Here is a 14,525-nt window from a genome sequence, read left to right on the forward strand (position 1 = left end):
GAGATGCATATGAAACAGGTTGCGGTAGTCATCGGCGGAGGACAAACCCTCGGTGCGTTCCTGTGTGAGGGTCTGGCTGACGCAGGTTATCAGGTTGCAGTGGTTGATTTAAACGCGCAACACGCCATGCAGGTAGCGGAAAAGATTAACGCGCAATACGGCGCCGGATGCGCCTGCGGCTTTGGCGCCGACGCCACCGATGAAGCGCAGGTTGAACAGCTGGCGCAGTCGGTGGATGCCCAATTCGGCCAGGTCAATCTTTTAGTCTATAGTGCGGGGATAGCCAAGGCGGCCCCCATTACACAGTTCCAACTTAACGACTTTGATTTGTCTTTACAGGTTAATCTGGTGGGGTATTTTCTGTGCGCCCGCGAGTTTGCCAAGCTGATGATCCGCGACGGCATCGCCGGGCGCATTATCCAAATCAACTCGAAATCGGGGAAAGTGGGCAGCAAGCACAATTCCGGTTATAGCGCGGCCAAGTTCGGCGGCGTTGGGCTAACCCAGTCGCTGGCGCTGGATCTGGCGGAATTCGGCATCACCGTCCATTCGCTGATGCTGGGCAACCTGCTAAAATCGCCGATGTTCCAGTCCCTGTTGCCGCAGTATGCCAAAAAACTGGGCATCCAGCCGGAGGAAGTAGAGCAATACTACGTTGATAAGGTGCCGTTAAAACGCGGCTGCGACTATCAGGATGTCCTGAATACGCTGCTCTACTACGCCAGCGACAAGGCATCTTACTGCACCGGTCAGTCGATTAATATTACCGGCGGGCAGGTCATGTTTTGATCAGCACAACGCCTCCGGCGCCATGCCGGAGGGATCACTAAGGAGGCGGATGATGACGCCGGCATCACTATTGATCGCTTTTGCGGTAAGCGCATGGCTGTTACAGATCGCTCTTGGCTGGTGGCAACTGCGCCGTTTCAATCAGGCGTATGACAATCTGTATCGTCGGGGCCACAAAGTGGGTATCGGCCGTTCCGCCGGAAGATTCAAAGCCCGGGTGGTTATCGCGCTGGCGTTCGATGAGCAGGACCGAGTACGTGACGGCTTTATCATGCGCGGACTGACGGTCTTTGCCCGCCCGCGCCAGATAAAAGAATTAATCGGATTGAAAAGAGAGCAGCTGGTGCCAAGTGTGATCTTTCCCATAGAACCGACCTGTCAGACCGCGCTTTCATTGGCGATTGAAGCGAAATCATGATATTTTCATTTTAAAAGATATTTCCTTTCATTTGGTAGTATTTCATCCGCCAAATCACGTAAGGGAATGATGATTACCCCATAGCTTGCAGGAAAACAGACCGGCGGTAATGGTACACGCCCAACCGGTCCACAACCTGAAAGCGAACGGGGATAAATGAGCATATCGGATGGAAATCGCGCAATGAAACCGAAACAGCGTCAGGCGGCAATCCTGGAATATCTGCGTACGCACGGCAAAACGTCTGTGGAAACGCTGGTCAATCGCTTTAATACGACAGGGACGACAATCCGTAAGGATTTAACCGCGCTGGAAGAAGAAGGCGCGGTTATCCGTACTTACGGCGGCGTGGTGCCAAGCCGGGAAGAAGGCGATCAGCCCATCGATCGCAAAACGCACATCAATACCGCCAAGAAAAAGCAAATTGCCCAAGCGGCCGCCACGCTGATTAATGACGGCGACTCATTGATTTTTGATGCCGGCAGCACCGTATTGCAAATGGTGCCGTGGCTCACGCAGTTCAATAACATTACCGTCATGACCAACAGTCTGAGCATCGTCAATGAGCTGGTGGAGCTGGACAACGATCAAACCATTCTGATGCCGGGCGGCACCTACCGTAAAACGTCGGCCTCGTTCCATGGCAGTCTGGCGGAAGCCGCGTTTTCTCATTTCAGTTTCGACAAGCTGTTTATCGGCGCCGACGGCGTGGATCTGAATGCCGGCGTCACCACCTACAATGAACTGCACGCCGTCAGCCAGGCCATGTGCCGCGCCGCGCAGTTACTCATCCTGCTGGTGGACTCCTCCAAATTCGGCCGCAAAAGCCCGAATGTCGTCTGCGAACTCAGCGCCGTCGATATTCTGATTACCGATAGCGGCATCAACCCCGACTATCTCGCCGCTCTCAGAGAGAGAAATATTAATGTAATCGTGGTGGGAAATAACGATGAATGAGCGTTTATTGACCTTTGCCCGTGAAACGCTGGCAATAGAAATCACTGAAGCACAGCGCATGCTGGCCCGGCTGGATACGCGCTTTGTCGACGCCTGCAAACTGCTGCTGGCATGCACAGGAAAAGTGGTGGTGTCCGGCATGGGAAAATCCGGCCACATCGGCAAGAAGATCGCCGCCTCGTTGGCCAGCACCGGCACACCGGCGTTTTTTGTTCACCCGGCGGAAGCGCTGCATGGCGATCTGGGTATGATTGGACCGCAGGATGTGGTGATATTTATCTCTTACTCCGGCCGGGCGCAGGAGCTCAATGTCCTGCTTCCGTTGCTGGCCGAAAGCCATATCCCGGTTATTGCCCTGACCGGCGGCGCTGAGTCGCCCCTCGGTCTGGCCGCCAGCTGCGTACTGGACGTCAGCGTCACGCGCGAGGCGTGCCCGATGGGACTGGCCCCCACCTCCAGCGCGGTGAATACGCTGATGATGGGCGACGCGCTGGCGATGGCCCTGATGCGCCATCGGGGATTCAGCGCAGAACAGTTCGCGCGCTCACACCCCGGCGGCAGTCTGGGCGCCAGGTTGCTCAACCGCGTCCACCATATTATGCGCAGCGGCGAGCAGTTGCCTCGCGTCGATCAAACGGCAAGCGTCATGGACGCCATGCTGGAACTGAGCCGCACCGGGCTGGGATTGATTGTGGTCTGCGATGATGAAAACCGGGTGGCCGGCGTATTTACCGACGGCGACCTGCGTCGCTGGCTGGTCAAAGGCAACGCGTTGGATACCGTTATCACCCAGGCGATGACCCGCCCCGGCTATCAGTTGCCCGCGGACTGGCGGGCCGTGGCCGCGCTGGAAGCCCTGCATGAACAGCATATTTCAGCCGCCCCGGTGGTCGACAGCGAAGGCCGGCTGGTCGGCGCGATCAATCTGCACGATCTGCACGCGGCGGGCGTCGCCTAAGCGGCGGTTAATACGGACTGACCGGCAGCGGCGTATTTTCAGCACGAAAAATGCGCCGCGCCGGGTTTACCGCGCCGGCGTTGTCCTGCCGAGCGTCGCGCCCTCGATAAAGCGCACGCCGCACTGAATCTGTAACGGAATAGCGTGATGCTCGGACATGCGGCGCTTCAGCAAGCGGATGCTTTCACGTCCGATCGTATAGCGATCGACATGCACCGTGGTCAAACGGGGCGTCGTCATTTCCGCAAAGGTCATATCTTCATAACCCACCACCGACAGGTCTGCGGGCACGACAAGTCCTTCCTCGCTGGCCGCCTGCATCACGCCGACGGCGGTCAGATCGTTGACGCAGAAAACCGCGCTGTAAGGAAACGCCTCTTTTTGCGCAAATACCTTGCCGAAATAGGCCAGCGCCGTTTCGAAACGATCGTAGCCGATTTCCAGCACATCGCCGGTAACGCCTTCCGCCTCTTCCACCGCATCCATAAAGCCGCGCATTCTTTCACGCCAGGGAAAACGCAGATCGCCGGTGACGAACAGCAGCCGGCGATGACCGTTGGCGATAATCCGCTGCGTGACCAGACGAGCCCCCGCGTAGTTATTGGCAATGACGCTATCGAACTGCATGCTCATGTCCACCGTGTTCACCAGCACTAACGATCCATGTCGGGTGAAATGCTCGGCGACCTCAGATTCAGGCGCGGTATAGAACATGATGGCGGCATCGGTATCATGCGCCTGAGCATTACGTTCAATACACGCCAGATCGACGGCGCCTTCCGGCATCAGCTTTGGAAACAGCACATAGCCTTCCTGCTCGGCTTCCAGTTTTGCCCCTTCCAGTACCTGCTGAAAAACCTCATGTAACCCACCGGTTACCGGGTGCATGGGCAGATAAACGACCACATTGGCCGCGGCGCCCGCACGCTGGTTTTCTATATATCCCAAATCATCGGCAATCCGGCGGATCCGTTCGCGCAACTCCGCCGACATGCCCACTTGCCCGGAAAGCGCCCGGGAAACCGTACTGACGGACACCTCGGCCAGTCGGGCAATATCCGCCTGATTGATCCGTTTTGAAGGCTCCATGACTTCTCCTGAATAGCCGAAACGGCGGCAACGCAATTTTCATATTTGCGCAAATTGCGTTGCCGAACAAGATTTACACTCTCACAAGTGAGGAAAACTATGGTTGATAAAACAAAATTCATCCTGCTGACAACGCGCCATATCAAGAGAGAGCGAAGATAAGGCCAACGCTTATGAAGCCTTGGCCGAGTAAGGCTCGTCACTCTGGCGCCGGCAGCGGTAGTTGTCATCAACCGTCAAGTTTATCTTAATTTAGTTGCATTGATAGCGAAGGAATTTACAGAAATTCCCCCCGGTTGTCATAAAAAAACGCTATACGCAAATTGCGCAATTTGTGTTGACCAGGAAAATTATCAAGAATAGTCTCCTGATTGTGGAGACGAATTGATAACCCGTGAAGGCAAACCGGCCCCACCTGACAAAATCCGAATAACATAGGACGAGACTCATGCAACCTCATCCATCTGATACAACCTACGACCTGGTGCTTAAAGGCGGACGGCTGATCGATGAACGCAACGGCCTTGACGCCGTATGTGATATTGCCATCAAAGCCGGACGGATTGCCGCCATAGGAGGGGATCTGACGCCCGGCGCCCGCTACATCCGGGATGTCTCCGGCTGTATTGTGTCGCCGGGGCTGATTGACTTTCATACTCATGTCTACCACAAGGCGACATCGCTGGGCGTCGATCCCAATATGCTGGCCCGACGCTCCGCCGTCACCACCCTGGTCGATGCCGGCAGCGCCGGCGCCGGGAATTTCGACGGACTGCGTGATTTTGTCATGCGCCATTCGCCCTACCGCATCCTGGCGTTTCTCAACGTCTCTTTTCCGGGCATTTTCGGCTTTGATAAAGGCCTTTTCATCGGTGAAGCCACGTTGGCGGAGATGCTGCCGGTCGACCGATGCATCGCCAAAATAGAAGAAAACCGGGACAGCATTGTCGGCGTAAAAGTCCGCATTGGCGGCCCCGCCACGGGCGAGCTGGGACTGGGCGCGCTCGACCTTGCGCTGGAAGCGGCGAGCGCGGTCAATCTGCCGTTAATGGCGCATATCGGCGGACCGCCGCCCAGCTATGCCGACGTGGTTTCCCGCTTACGGCCCGGCGATATCCTGACCCATTGCTATCGCCCCGATCCTAATTCCGCTATCGGCGCCGACGGCCGGATCCTGCCGGAAATCATTGCCGCGCGTCAGCGTGGCGTACTGTTCGATATCGGCCACGGCATGGGCGCCCTGTCGTTTAAAAGCACGGAAGCCGCGCTGGAAAACGGCTTTATGCCGGACATTATCTCCTCGGACGTGCATGTCGCTTCAGTAGAAGGGCCGGCTTTCGATCTGCTGCACACCATGAGCAAATTGCTCAATTGCGGCATATCACTGGCATCGATTATCGCCATGGCGACCAACCGGCCCGCGTTGGCGATGCGGCGATCCGATCTGGGGCACCTGGGCATCGGCGCCATTGCCGATATCACCGTACTGGAAGAGGTGGAAAAACCGTTTAATTTTGTCGATGTCGGCGGCGATATCCGTCAGGGCGACCGCCTGCTCCATCCGGTGGCGGTCTATCTGGGCGGCAAAGATATGGAAATTTCACGCAGACCTTTCGAGGAACTGCGCCATTACTCCTGTAGTTGTTGTCATCAACATTAGCACCGCGCGCAATACGGGACGATCCGGGCAACACGGCGCCGGATCCACAAGCACTAATGGGGGCAAAAATGAAACTGAAATCACTCTTTGCTGTCGCCGCTACCCTCTTTTTCCTCGGGGTAGCCGGACCGGCCGCATCACAAGACAAACAGGGCGGAGTCCTGACCATCGCCACGGTTGGCGAACCGCCAACGCTGGATCAGATGCAAACGCCGACCGATCTGGTCGGCATGATCAGCCAGCATATCTACGAAACGCTCTACACCTTTGACGACAAATGGCAGCCGCAGCCGCTGCTGGCCGCCGACATGCCGACCCTATCGGAAGATGGCCTCACCTACGCCATCCCGCTACGCAAAGGGGTGACCTTTCATGACGGCAGCGCCATGACGTCGGCGGATGTGGTGGCGTCGTTACAACGCTGGGAGAAAATCAACTCCAAAGGGAAACAGGTCGCCGATTACATCGACAGCGTGAGCGCAGACGGCATTGATACGGTGATCGTCAAGCTGAAATCCCGTTATTCCCCGCTGCTGGCGACGCTGTCGCAGGCCGCCATCATCATGCCGGCAGAAAAAATCCAGGATACGCTGACCGAATTCGTGGGAACCGGCCCCTATATGCTGAAGGAAAGGAAACCGGACCAGTACATCCAGCTCGTCCGCTTTCCGGCTTATCAGTCTCCTGAAGGCGCGCCCAGCAACTACGCCGGCGAACGTCAGGCCTTGGCCGATGAACTCCGCTTCGTACCGGTTCCGGATGCCAATACCCGCGTAGAAGGTCTGCTGGCCGGCCAGTATGACTATGCCGATTCGCTGCCGTTCAGCGCTTATGATCGCGTCGCCGCCAGCGATAAAGCGCAACCGGTGGTATTGCAGTCGGGGGGCTGGGCCTCGTTCAACATGAACATGAAAGAAGGTCTGTTTACCAATAAAGATCTGCGCAATGCGGTACAGGCCGCGCTCAATCCCAGCGATATGATGATGGCCGCGTTCTCGGATGCGAAGTTCTACCATGTCGACGGCGCCTATTTCCCGGAAGGCTATTTCTGGCACACCGAAGCCGGCGTTGCCCGCTACGGCGAAGGCGATCCCGCGGCGGCCGGCGCGTTGCTGAAAAAAGCCGGTTATAAAGGCACGCCCATCCGTCTGCTGACATCGCGCCAGTATGAATTCCATTACAAGATGGCGGAAGTGGCCAAAGCCTATCTTGAGGCCGCCGGTTTCAAGGTCGATTTACAGGTGACCGACTGGGCGACGCTGACAACGCGCCGCGCCGATCCGACGCAATGGGATATTTTCATCACTCATTCCAACTTCCCCGGCGATCCGACGATGATGAACACCATTTCGGATACCTATCCCGGCTGGTATGTCTCCGCGGCCAAAACCCAGGCGGTGGAGACCTATCTACAAGCCGTCACGCCGGAAGAAAAATTTGCGGCATGGGAAAAGCTGCAGGCCACGCTGTATGACGACGCGCCAATTTTCAAAGTCGGCAACTTCAATGTGCTTTCCGGACTGGCCAAAGGGATTCAGGGATATGAACCGCACTACTGGCCAACATTCTGGAACGTTTCGGCCAGATCGTAAGGAAGGGTTGCCATGTCGCGGATCTTGTATGCCTTTATCACTCGTCTTGCCGGTATCATCGCCGTCCTGCTGATACTGGCGACCGTCGTTTTCCTGATCGTCCGCGTCACGCCGGGCGATCCTGCCGCGGTGATGCTGGGATCGGACGCCACGCCGCAGGACATTGCAGAGCTGCGCGAAAGGCTGGGGCTCAATGCCCCGCTTCTGCAACAATACGTCTCTTTCATCGCTAAGGCCGTACAGGGCGACCTCGGGCAATCCATCTTTCTTAATATGCCCGTGACCTCGGCGCTGGCGGCGCGTGCGGAACCGACATTTTTCCTGACGCTATTTTCCATTCTGATCGCGACGATCATTGCGCTGCCGGTCGGCATCCTGTCGGCTTACAAACGCGGTTCCGCATTCGATCAGATCGTCGTGGGCGTCACGATGGTGGCCGCCAGCATCCCCAGTTTTTGGTTGGGCCTGATCCTGATCCAAACGATGGCGGTAAAACTGGGCTGGTTTCCGGTGTCCGGTTACGGCGGACCGGATTCGTCTTTCTTCACCCGTCTGCACCATCTTGTGCTACCGGCCATCGCGCTGGGGATCGTCAACTCGGCGCTGATTACCCGCTTTACCCGCGCGGCGATGCTGGACGTGCTGTCGGATGACTATATTCGTACCGCCCGGGCCAAAGGCGCGGCGGAGAAGACCGTTATCCTCAAACACGCGCTGAAGAATGCGCTGATCCCGATCATCACGGTGATCGGCCTGTCCATCGCGTTACTGGTTTCCGGCGCGGTGGTGACGGAAACCGTATTTGGCCTGCCCGGCATCGGCAATCTGGTGGTTTCCGCCGTACAACGCCGCGACTACCCGGTTATTCAGGGCGCGCTGCTCGCCGTGGCCGCTATCTATGTGCTTATCAATTTCATTGTGGATATGCTCTATATTCTTGTCGATCCGAGGGTCCGGCTATGACCACCGCAACCCTTTCCTTGCGCGTAAAGTTACGGCGCATGTGCCGCAACAAAGCCATCCTGCTGGGCGTGATCATCCTGAGCGTAGTGGTGTTCGCCGCGCTGTTTGCCCCCTGGATAGCGCCCTATGCGCCAAACAAATTGTCTATCATCAATCGGTTGCAGTCGCCATCGCTGGCGCATCTGTTCGGCACCGATGAATTTGGCCGCGATGTGTTCTCCCGCGCTATCCATGCCGGGCGAATCTCCCTGATGGTCAGCGCCGGCGTCGTAATACTGGCGACCGTACTGGGGATTTTTCTCGGCGTACTGGCCGGTTATTTCCGCCGGTTGGATGCGCCGATCTCCCGCATGCTGGACGCCATGATGTCATTCCCCGACATTCTGCTGGCTATCGCTCTGGTGGCGGCGCTCGGCCCTTCGCTGATCAATGTCATTCTCGCCCTCGGCATCACTTACGCTCCCAGGCTGGCGCGCGTGGTGCGAGGATCGACGTTGGTGCTGCGCGAACTCCCTTACGTGGAGGCGGCCAAGTCGCTGGGCCTGCCCACCCATCGGATACTGCTGCGCCATATCCTGATCAATCTGGCGTCGCCGATCCTGGTGCAGTCGAGCTTTATCTTCGCCTCGGCCATGCTGGCCGAAGCCAGTTTGTCTTTCCTCGGCATTGGCGTCAGCACCGACGTTCCCACCTGGGGCACCATGCTGGCGATGGGACGGGAATATATGAATGACGCCCCCTGGCTGATGTACTTTCCGGGGCTGGCTATCGTCTTTGCCGTGTTGTCTTTGCAGTTACTGGGTGACGGTCTGCGCGATCTCGTCGATCCCCGCTTGTCCAAGGAGGTCTGAGTGATGAACCAACCCACTGCGCCGGTACTCAGTATTGAAGGCCTGACCACATCATTTCGCACGGAAAATGGTTGGAATCCGGTTATCCGCGATATCTCGCTTAGCGTAGCGCAGGGCGAAACCGTCGCCATTGTCGGTGAATCCGGTTCGGGGAAAAGCGTCACCGCCCTGTCGACCATGCGGCTGCTGCCCGCGGGTAAAGCGCGTTGTGAAGGGAAAATTCTGTTTCAAGGGCGCGACCTGCTCACGCTGCCGGAAGCGGAAATGCGCAAGGTCCGCGGTAATCATATCGGCATGATCTTTCAGGAGCCGATGACCAGCCTTAACCCGGTCTTCACCATTGGTTCTCAGCTTGCGGAAGCTCTGATGCTGCACCGGGATATGTCGGCGCATGAGGCAAAGCAGGAGGCCATACGCCTGCTGGAGCGGGTGCGCATTCCCTCCGCCCGCTCCCGGATTAATGACTATCCGCATAAGCTGTCCGGCGGCATGCGCCAGCGGGTGATGATCGCTATGGCGCTGGCCTGCCGGCCGCAGCTGCTGATTGCGGATGAGCCCACCACCGCGCTGGACGTTACCATTCAGGCGCAAATCCTGCACCTTATCCGTGAACTCCAGGCGGAAGAGAATATGGGCGTGCTGTTTATTACCCACGATATGGGCGTTGTCGCCGAAGTGGCGGACCGAACGGTGGTGATGTTCCGCGGCGACCGAATCGAAACCGGCGAAACCGCCGATATCTTCGCCCATCCCCGGCATATCTATACCCGAACGTTACTCTCTTCGATTCCGCGGCTCGGGTCGATGGGGGATGTCGCCCGTCCCATGCGCTTTCCGGAGATTAATCCGCACACCGGCGCAGTGACGGCGCCGGCGCAGATAGCGGAAACCATCCTCAGTAACAATCCGATCATTAGCGTCAGCGATCTCTCCGTTCGTTTCGATATCTCCGCCGGTCTGGGCCGGCTTGCCGGCCGGGTTCACGCCGTCGAAAATGTCTCCTTCGATCTCTTCCCCGGCGAAACCCTGTCCATCGTCGGCGAATCCGGCTGCGGCAAATCTACCACCGGGCGCGCCATCATGCGTCTTAATGAACCCACCGCCGGCGCCATCTTTGTGGCCGGGCGCAATGTGCTGACCTCCACCAGCCGCGAGCTGCGGGAAAGCCGCCGCACGGTACAAATGATTTTTCAGGATCCCTTTGCCTCTCTCAATCCGCGCATCACTATCGGTTCCGCCATCGCCGAACCGATTCTGGCGCATGGCATGATGGGGCGAAAGGCCGCGCGAGAACGCGTCGTTGATTTACTGGAAAAGGTTGGATTACAGGCGGAAATGGCCGATCGCTACCCGCATGAATTTTCCGGCGGCCAGCGCCAGCGGATCTCTATTGCCCGCGCGCTGGCCCTGGAGCCGAAAGCCATCATCGCCGACGAAGCCGTTTCCGCGCTGGATGTGTCCGTAAAGGCCCAAGTGGCCAACCTGCTGCTCAGTTTGCAGGAAAGCATGAAAATCGCCTTTCTTTTTATTTCGCACGATATGGCGGTGGTCGAACGCCTCAGCCACCGCGTCGCCGTGATGTATCTGGGCGAAATCGTCGAGATCGGTCCCAGAACCGCCGTTTTCAGCAATCCGCAGCATGAATATACCAAGCGGCTGATCGCCGCCGTGCCGCTGCCGGATCCGGCGCGCCGTAACCCGCTGCCGCCGGAGCTGACCAACGAGATAAAAAGTCCGGTCCGACCGACCGACTACATTCCCCCCAAGCGCATTTACCGTGAATGTTCTCCGGGGCATTTCGTCGCCATCGAGGCGGACTGAAACCACAACCGCTGGCGCGGGCCGCGTCAGCCTATCGGTTAACTATTGATGGAGAAGACAACACGTGAACGACATCGCAGACGCATCTTCAATATATGAGGTCGACACCCCCGCCGTACTGGTTAACCTTGATATCGCCAGGGCGAACATTATCCGCTTTCAGCGCTATGCCGAGAGTCACGGGCTGAAAGTGCGGCCGCATATCAAAACCCACAAGCTGCCGCAGATTGCCGAAATGCAGTTGGACGCCGGCGCTATCGGCATTACCTGCCAGAAAGTTTCCGAAGCGGAGGCCATGACGGCGGGCAGCCCACACGTCGCCGATGTACTGATCACCTATAACATCGTCGGAGAGAACAAGGTTCGCCGCCTTGCCGCACTGGCGCGCAGGGTGCGTCTCAGCGTGGTCGCCGATAGCGCGGAAGTGATTAGCGGTCTGTCCGCCATCTTCGCATCCGAACCGTCGCCGCTCGCCGTTCTGGTGGAGTGCGACACCGGCGCGCACCGCTGTGGTGTGTCTTCTCCACAGGACGCCGCTCGCCTTGCCGAGCTGATTGATAGCGCGCCCGGACTGGCCTTTGCCGGTTTGATGACCTATCCGCCGGTTGCCGGAGAAGAGACGGTCGAGCGGTTTATGCAAGAGGCAAAGCAGTGTATTCGTCAACGCCTGGGCGAGCGCGAACTGGTCATCAGTTCCGGCGGCACCCCCTCGATGATGCAGGCCGCCAATGCGCCGGTGGTTACCGAATACCGGCCCGGTACCTATGTTTATAACGATCGCTCGCTGGTCTCCCGCGGGGTATGCGGATGGGAAGACTGCGCGCTGACCGTACTGGCGACTGTGGTTTCCGTGCCAGACGACAACCGGGCGGTAATTGATGCCGGCAGCAAGGCGTTAACCTCCGATTTACTCGGTCTGTCCGGATACGGCCACGTTCTCGGTCGTCCGGACATCGTTATCGATCAACTCTCCGAAGAACATGGGCGTCTGGTCAGCGACGCGCCTATCGGGCTGTCGGTGGGCGATAAAATCCGCATCGTGCCCAACCATGCCTGCGTCGTCACCAATATGGTCGATGAGATTCACATTATCCGCAACGGCGTTCTGGATGGCGTACAGCCGGTTGTCGCGCGCGGATGCATCGTCTGACGCGCCGGTCTTTTTTAGCTGCGAGTAAAATAAAAGGAACAGAGAAATGACAATCAAACGCTATGGTGAGGGAGAAAAAGGCGCGGGCGGCAAGGCACTGCCTTTTGCCCGAGCGGTGCAGGCCGATGGCTGGCTGTACGTTTCCGGTCAGGTCGCGATGGAAAGCGGCGAGATCGTCTCCGGCGGGATCGTGACCGAAAGCCGCAAAGCTATTGAAAACCTTATCGCCATCCTCCAGGAAGCGGGCTACGGTACGGAGGATGTGGTGCGGGTTGGCGTATGGCTGGACGATCCGCGCGATTTTTGGAGTTTTAACGGCGTTTATGCCGAATATTTCGGCGACAATCCCCCCGCCCGCGCCTGTGTGCAATCCAGTATGATGGTCGATTGCAAAGTTGAAATTGACTGCGTTGCCTATCGGTCCGACAAACGTTGAACGCGTAAAGCAGCATCACGGCGGCGCCACGGGTGCCGCCCTAACTCGCCCCTTCACTGGCAAACCGCCGCCGAATGACTATATTCAGTTCTGATATAACCCATCACGCAATGTAATTTATAAAACGAAATCTTCTCGCGTAAATTCATTATTAGTAAAACTTATAACCCATATCATGCTCATTACCCACAGGAACTGATAATAATGAAGAAAGTACGTTTTGCCTTACTGACTGGCGTCCTGCTTGCCACCAGCGTTCTGGCGCAAGCGCAGGATGACCTTAGCGCCATCAAATCCGCCGGCGTGATTAAGTTCGGAACCGAAGGCACCTATGCGCCCTATACCTATCACGATAAATCGGGCCAACTGGTGGGTTTTGATGTGGATATTGGCCGCGCCGTCGCCGATAAATTAGGCGTTAAAGCTCAGTTTATCGAGGGCCGCTGGGACGGGCTCATCGCCGGCATCGACGCCAAACGCTACGATGCCGTCATCAATCAGGTTGGCGTGACCAAAGAGCGCCAGGCTAAATACGACTTCTCCAAACCGTATATCGACTCGAAAGCCGTGCTGATTACCCGTGCCGATAACACCACCATCAAAAACTTCGATGACTTGAAAGGCAAAAAATCAGCGCAAAGCCTAACCAGCAACTATGCGAAACTGGCGACCAGCCACGGTGCGGAGATCGTGCCTACCGACGGCTTTAACCAGTCGCTGGATCTGGTGCTCAGCGGCCGCGCCGATGCCACGCTCAACGACAACCTGTCTTTCCTCGACTTCAAAAAACAGAAGCCGGATGCTAACGTCAAAGTTATCGCCACCTCCCCCACGGGAGAGCCTTCAGCCATTTTAATCCGCAAAGGACAAACGCAGTTAGCGGATGCCTTAAACAACGCGCTGGATGAAATTAAAGCAGATGGCACGTATAAAACGATATCCGTACGCTACTTCGGTGAGGACGTATCTCAATAATCACCGCTTTATCGGAGCCATTTTCCATGCCGCCTTGGCTACAACTTATGGCAGACTCTTTCTGGAGTCTGCTGTCTGCGGGACTGAAATTTACTGTCCCGCTTGCCATTCTTTCCTTTATTTTCGGCCTGACTGTCGGTGTTATTGTCGCGCTGATCCGCCTCTACGGCCCTAAGCCGCTGAAATGGATTGGCGATTTTTATGTCTGGGTTATCCGCGGAACGCCGCTGCTGGTTCAGCTATTTCTCATTTTTTACGGGCTGCCGAGCGCGGGCATTACGCTGGATGCCTTCCCAGCCGCCTTAATCGGATTCACGATCAGCGTCGGCGCATACAGTTCGGAAATTGTCCGCGGGGCAATACTGTCCGTACCGAAAGGCCAGTGGAACGCGGCCTACTCTTTGGGCATGAATGGAACTCAGGCGATCCGCTGGGTCATCTTTCCGCAATCGGTTTTCGTTTCATTACCGCCGCTGTCCAATACGTTCATTTCGCTCATTAAAGATACCTCGCTTGCCGCGGTGATTACCGTTCCGGAAATGTTTTTATCCGCGCAGCGCATTGTGTCCGTCACCTACGAGCCACTGATTCTTTACATTGAGGCGGCGTTGATTTATCTGATGTTCAGTACGGTGCTGAGCCAGTTGCAGGTGAAACTCGAAAAGTATTACCAGCGTCATATCGTGCAGTGAGGCTTTACTTTCCTGAGATCAGGCAACCGCGCAGGCTCGCTATCGTCCTGGGGTCTGCGCACCAAAAAAGAGCGATGGGAGCGTATTTTCTTTATTTTGGTGCAAATGCGTTCATTAATTGCCCTTCTGCGGATCAATCCATTCTCATTTTCTTTTCGCTTATCAGCAAAATAT

14 protein-coding genes are annotated in these 14,525 nt (G+C 56.9%); 13 read left to right on the plus strand and 1 reads right to left on the minus strand.

Going from position 1 to position 14,525, the window contains the following annotated elements; all coding sequences use genetic code 11:
- The first annotated feature begins 9 nt into the window (after nt 1–9).
- The 4 genes from srlD (at nt 10) to gutQ (ending at nt 3,122) form a co-directional block, all read left to right on the plus strand.
- Complete coding sequence (gene srlD / locus ACN28R_RS17270) at nt 10–789, plus strand: sorbitol-6-phosphate dehydrogenase (protein WP_048639699.1); 780 nt, start codon at nt 10–12, stop codon at nt 787–789.
- A gap of 52 nt (nt 790–841) precedes the next feature.
- A complete protein-coding gene (gene gutM, locus ACN28R_RS17275) occupies nt 842–1,207 on the plus strand; it encodes a transcriptional regulator GutM (RefSeq protein WP_048636550.1) in 366 nt (121 codons plus the stop codon).
- A gap of 183 nt (nt 1,208–1,390) precedes the next feature.
- Nucleotides 1,391–2,164, plus strand: a complete 774-nt coding sequence (gene srlR / locus ACN28R_RS17280) for a glucitol operon DNA-binding transcriptional repressor SrlR (protein WP_048636551.1) — start codon at nt 1,391–1,393, stop codon at nt 2,162–2,164.
- On the plus strand, nt 2,157–3,122 hold the full coding sequence (gutQ, locus tag ACN28R_RS17285) for an arabinose-5-phosphate isomerase GutQ (RefSeq protein ID WP_095835047.1): 966 nt from the start codon (nt 2,157–2,159) through the stop codon (nt 3,120–3,122). The genes srlR and gutQ overlap by 8 nt, the downstream gene beginning before the upstream one ends.
- A 66-nt stretch (nt 3,123–3,188) precedes the next feature.
- Here the strand turns inward: gutQ and ACN28R_RS17290 are convergent, their stop codons facing one another.
- Complete coding sequence (locus tag ACN28R_RS17290) at nt 3,189–4,211, minus strand: LacI family DNA-binding transcriptional regulator (protein WP_095835048.1); 1,023 nt, start codon at nt 4,209–4,211, stop codon at nt 3,189–3,191.
- Between the two features lie 448 nt (nt 4,212–4,659).
- Here ACN28R_RS17290 and ACN28R_RS17295 point away from each other — a divergent pair, with 448 nt between their 5' ends.
- From ACN28R_RS17295 to ACN28R_RS17335, 9 genes are all read left to right on the plus strand, one after another.
- Nucleotides 4,660–5,871: an amidohydrolase/deacetylase family metallohydrolase gene (locus ACN28R_RS17295; protein WP_095835049.1), complete on the plus strand. Its 1,212-nt coding sequence runs from the start codon at nt 4,660–4,662 to the stop codon at nt 5,869–5,871.
- Nucleotides 5,872–5,939: 68 nt separating this feature from the next.
- Entirely contained in the window at nt 5,940–7,463 is a 1,524-nt protein-coding gene (locus tag ACN28R_RS17300; protein ID WP_095835050.1) for an ABC transporter substrate-binding protein, read from the plus strand.
- 12 nt (nt 7,464–7,475) lie between these two features.
- Nucleotides 7,476–8,426: an ABC transporter permease gene (locus tag ACN28R_RS17305; RefSeq protein ID WP_095835051.1), complete on the plus strand. Its 951-nt coding sequence runs from the start codon at nt 7,476–7,478 to the stop codon at nt 8,424–8,426.
- Nucleotides 8,423–9,277, plus strand: a complete 855-nt coding sequence (locus ACN28R_RS17310; protein ID WP_048636556.1) for an ABC transporter permease — start codon at nt 8,423–8,425, stop codon at nt 9,275–9,277. The genes ACN28R_RS17305 and ACN28R_RS17310 overlap by 4 nt, the downstream gene beginning before the upstream one ends.
- A gap of 3 nt (nt 9,278–9,280) precedes the next feature.
- On the plus strand, nt 9,281–11,098 hold the full coding sequence (locus ACN28R_RS17315) for an ABC transporter ATP-binding protein (RefSeq protein WP_095835052.1): 1,818 nt from the start codon (nt 9,281–9,283) through the stop codon (nt 11,096–11,098).
- Between the two features lie 64 nt (nt 11,099–11,162).
- A complete protein-coding gene (locus ACN28R_RS17320; protein WP_220701784.1) occupies nt 11,163–12,248 on the plus strand; it encodes a D-TA family PLP-dependent enzyme in 1,086 nt (361 codons plus the stop codon).
- Between the two features lie 46 nt (nt 12,249–12,294).
- Nucleotides 12,295–12,684, plus strand: a complete 390-nt coding sequence (locus tag ACN28R_RS17325; RefSeq protein ID WP_095835053.1) for a RidA family protein — start codon at nt 12,295–12,297, stop codon at nt 12,682–12,684.
- Nucleotides 12,685–12,888: 204 nt separating this feature from the next.
- Nucleotides 12,889–13,659: an amino acid ABC transporter substrate-binding protein gene (locus tag ACN28R_RS17330; protein ID WP_048636559.1), complete on the plus strand. Its 771-nt coding sequence runs from the start codon at nt 12,889–12,891 to the stop codon at nt 13,657–13,659.
- Between the two features lie 26 nt (nt 13,660–13,685).
- On the plus strand, nt 13,686–14,351 hold the full coding sequence (locus ACN28R_RS17335; protein ID WP_048636560.1) for an amino acid ABC transporter permease: 666 nt from the start codon (nt 13,686–13,688) through the stop codon (nt 14,349–14,351).
- Nucleotides 14,352–14,525 lie beyond the last annotated feature (174 nt).

Source organism: Brenneria goodwinii (assembly GCF_002291445.1).
Taxonomy (GTDB): domain Bacteria; phylum Pseudomonadota; class Gammaproteobacteria; order Enterobacterales; family Enterobacteriaceae; genus Brenneria; species Brenneria goodwinii.

Coding starts and splice junctions, on each gene's coding strand:
- srlD (WP_048639699.1), top strand. CDS start 10: ATGAAACAGGTTGCGGTAGTCATCGGCGGAGGACAAACCCTCGGTGCG.
- gutM (WP_048636550.1), top strand. CDS start 842: ATGACGCCGGCATCACTATTGATCGCTTTTGCGGTAAGCGCATGGCTG.
- srlR (WP_048636551.1), top strand. CDS start 1,391: ATGAAACCGAAACAGCGTCAGGCGGCAATCCTGGAATATCTGCGTACG.
- gutQ (WP_095835047.1), top strand. CDS start 2,157: ATGAATGAGCGTTTATTGACCTTTGCCCGTGAAACGCTGGCAATAGAA.
- ACN28R_RS17290 (WP_095835048.1), bottom strand. CDS start 4,211: ATGGAGCCTTCAAAACGGATCAATCAGGCGGATATTGCCCGACTGGCC.
- ACN28R_RS17295 (WP_095835049.1), top strand. CDS start 4,660: ATGCAACCTCATCCATCTGATACAACCTACGACCTGGTGCTTAAAGGC.
- ACN28R_RS17300 (WP_095835050.1), top strand. CDS start 5,940: ATGAAACTGAAATCACTCTTTGCTGTCGCCGCTACCCTCTTTTTCCTC.
- ACN28R_RS17305 (WP_095835051.1), top strand. CDS start 7,476: ATGTCGCGGATCTTGTATGCCTTTATCACTCGTCTTGCCGGTATCATC.
- ACN28R_RS17310 (WP_048636556.1), top strand. CDS start 8,423: ATGACCACCGCAACCCTTTCCTTGCGCGTAAAGTTACGGCGCATGTGC.
- ACN28R_RS17315 (WP_095835052.1), top strand. CDS start 9,281: ATGAACCAACCCACTGCGCCGGTACTCAGTATTGAAGGCCTGACCACA.
- ACN28R_RS17325 (WP_095835053.1), top strand. CDS start 12,295: ATGACAATCAAACGCTATGGTGAGGGAGAAAAAGGCGCGGGCGGCAAG.
- ACN28R_RS17330 (WP_048636559.1), top strand. CDS start 12,889: ATGAAGAAAGTACGTTTTGCCTTACTGACTGGCGTCCTGCTTGCCACC.
- ACN28R_RS17335 (WP_048636560.1), top strand. CDS start 13,686: ATGCCGCCTTGGCTACAACTTATGGCAGACTCTTTCTGGAGTCTGCTG.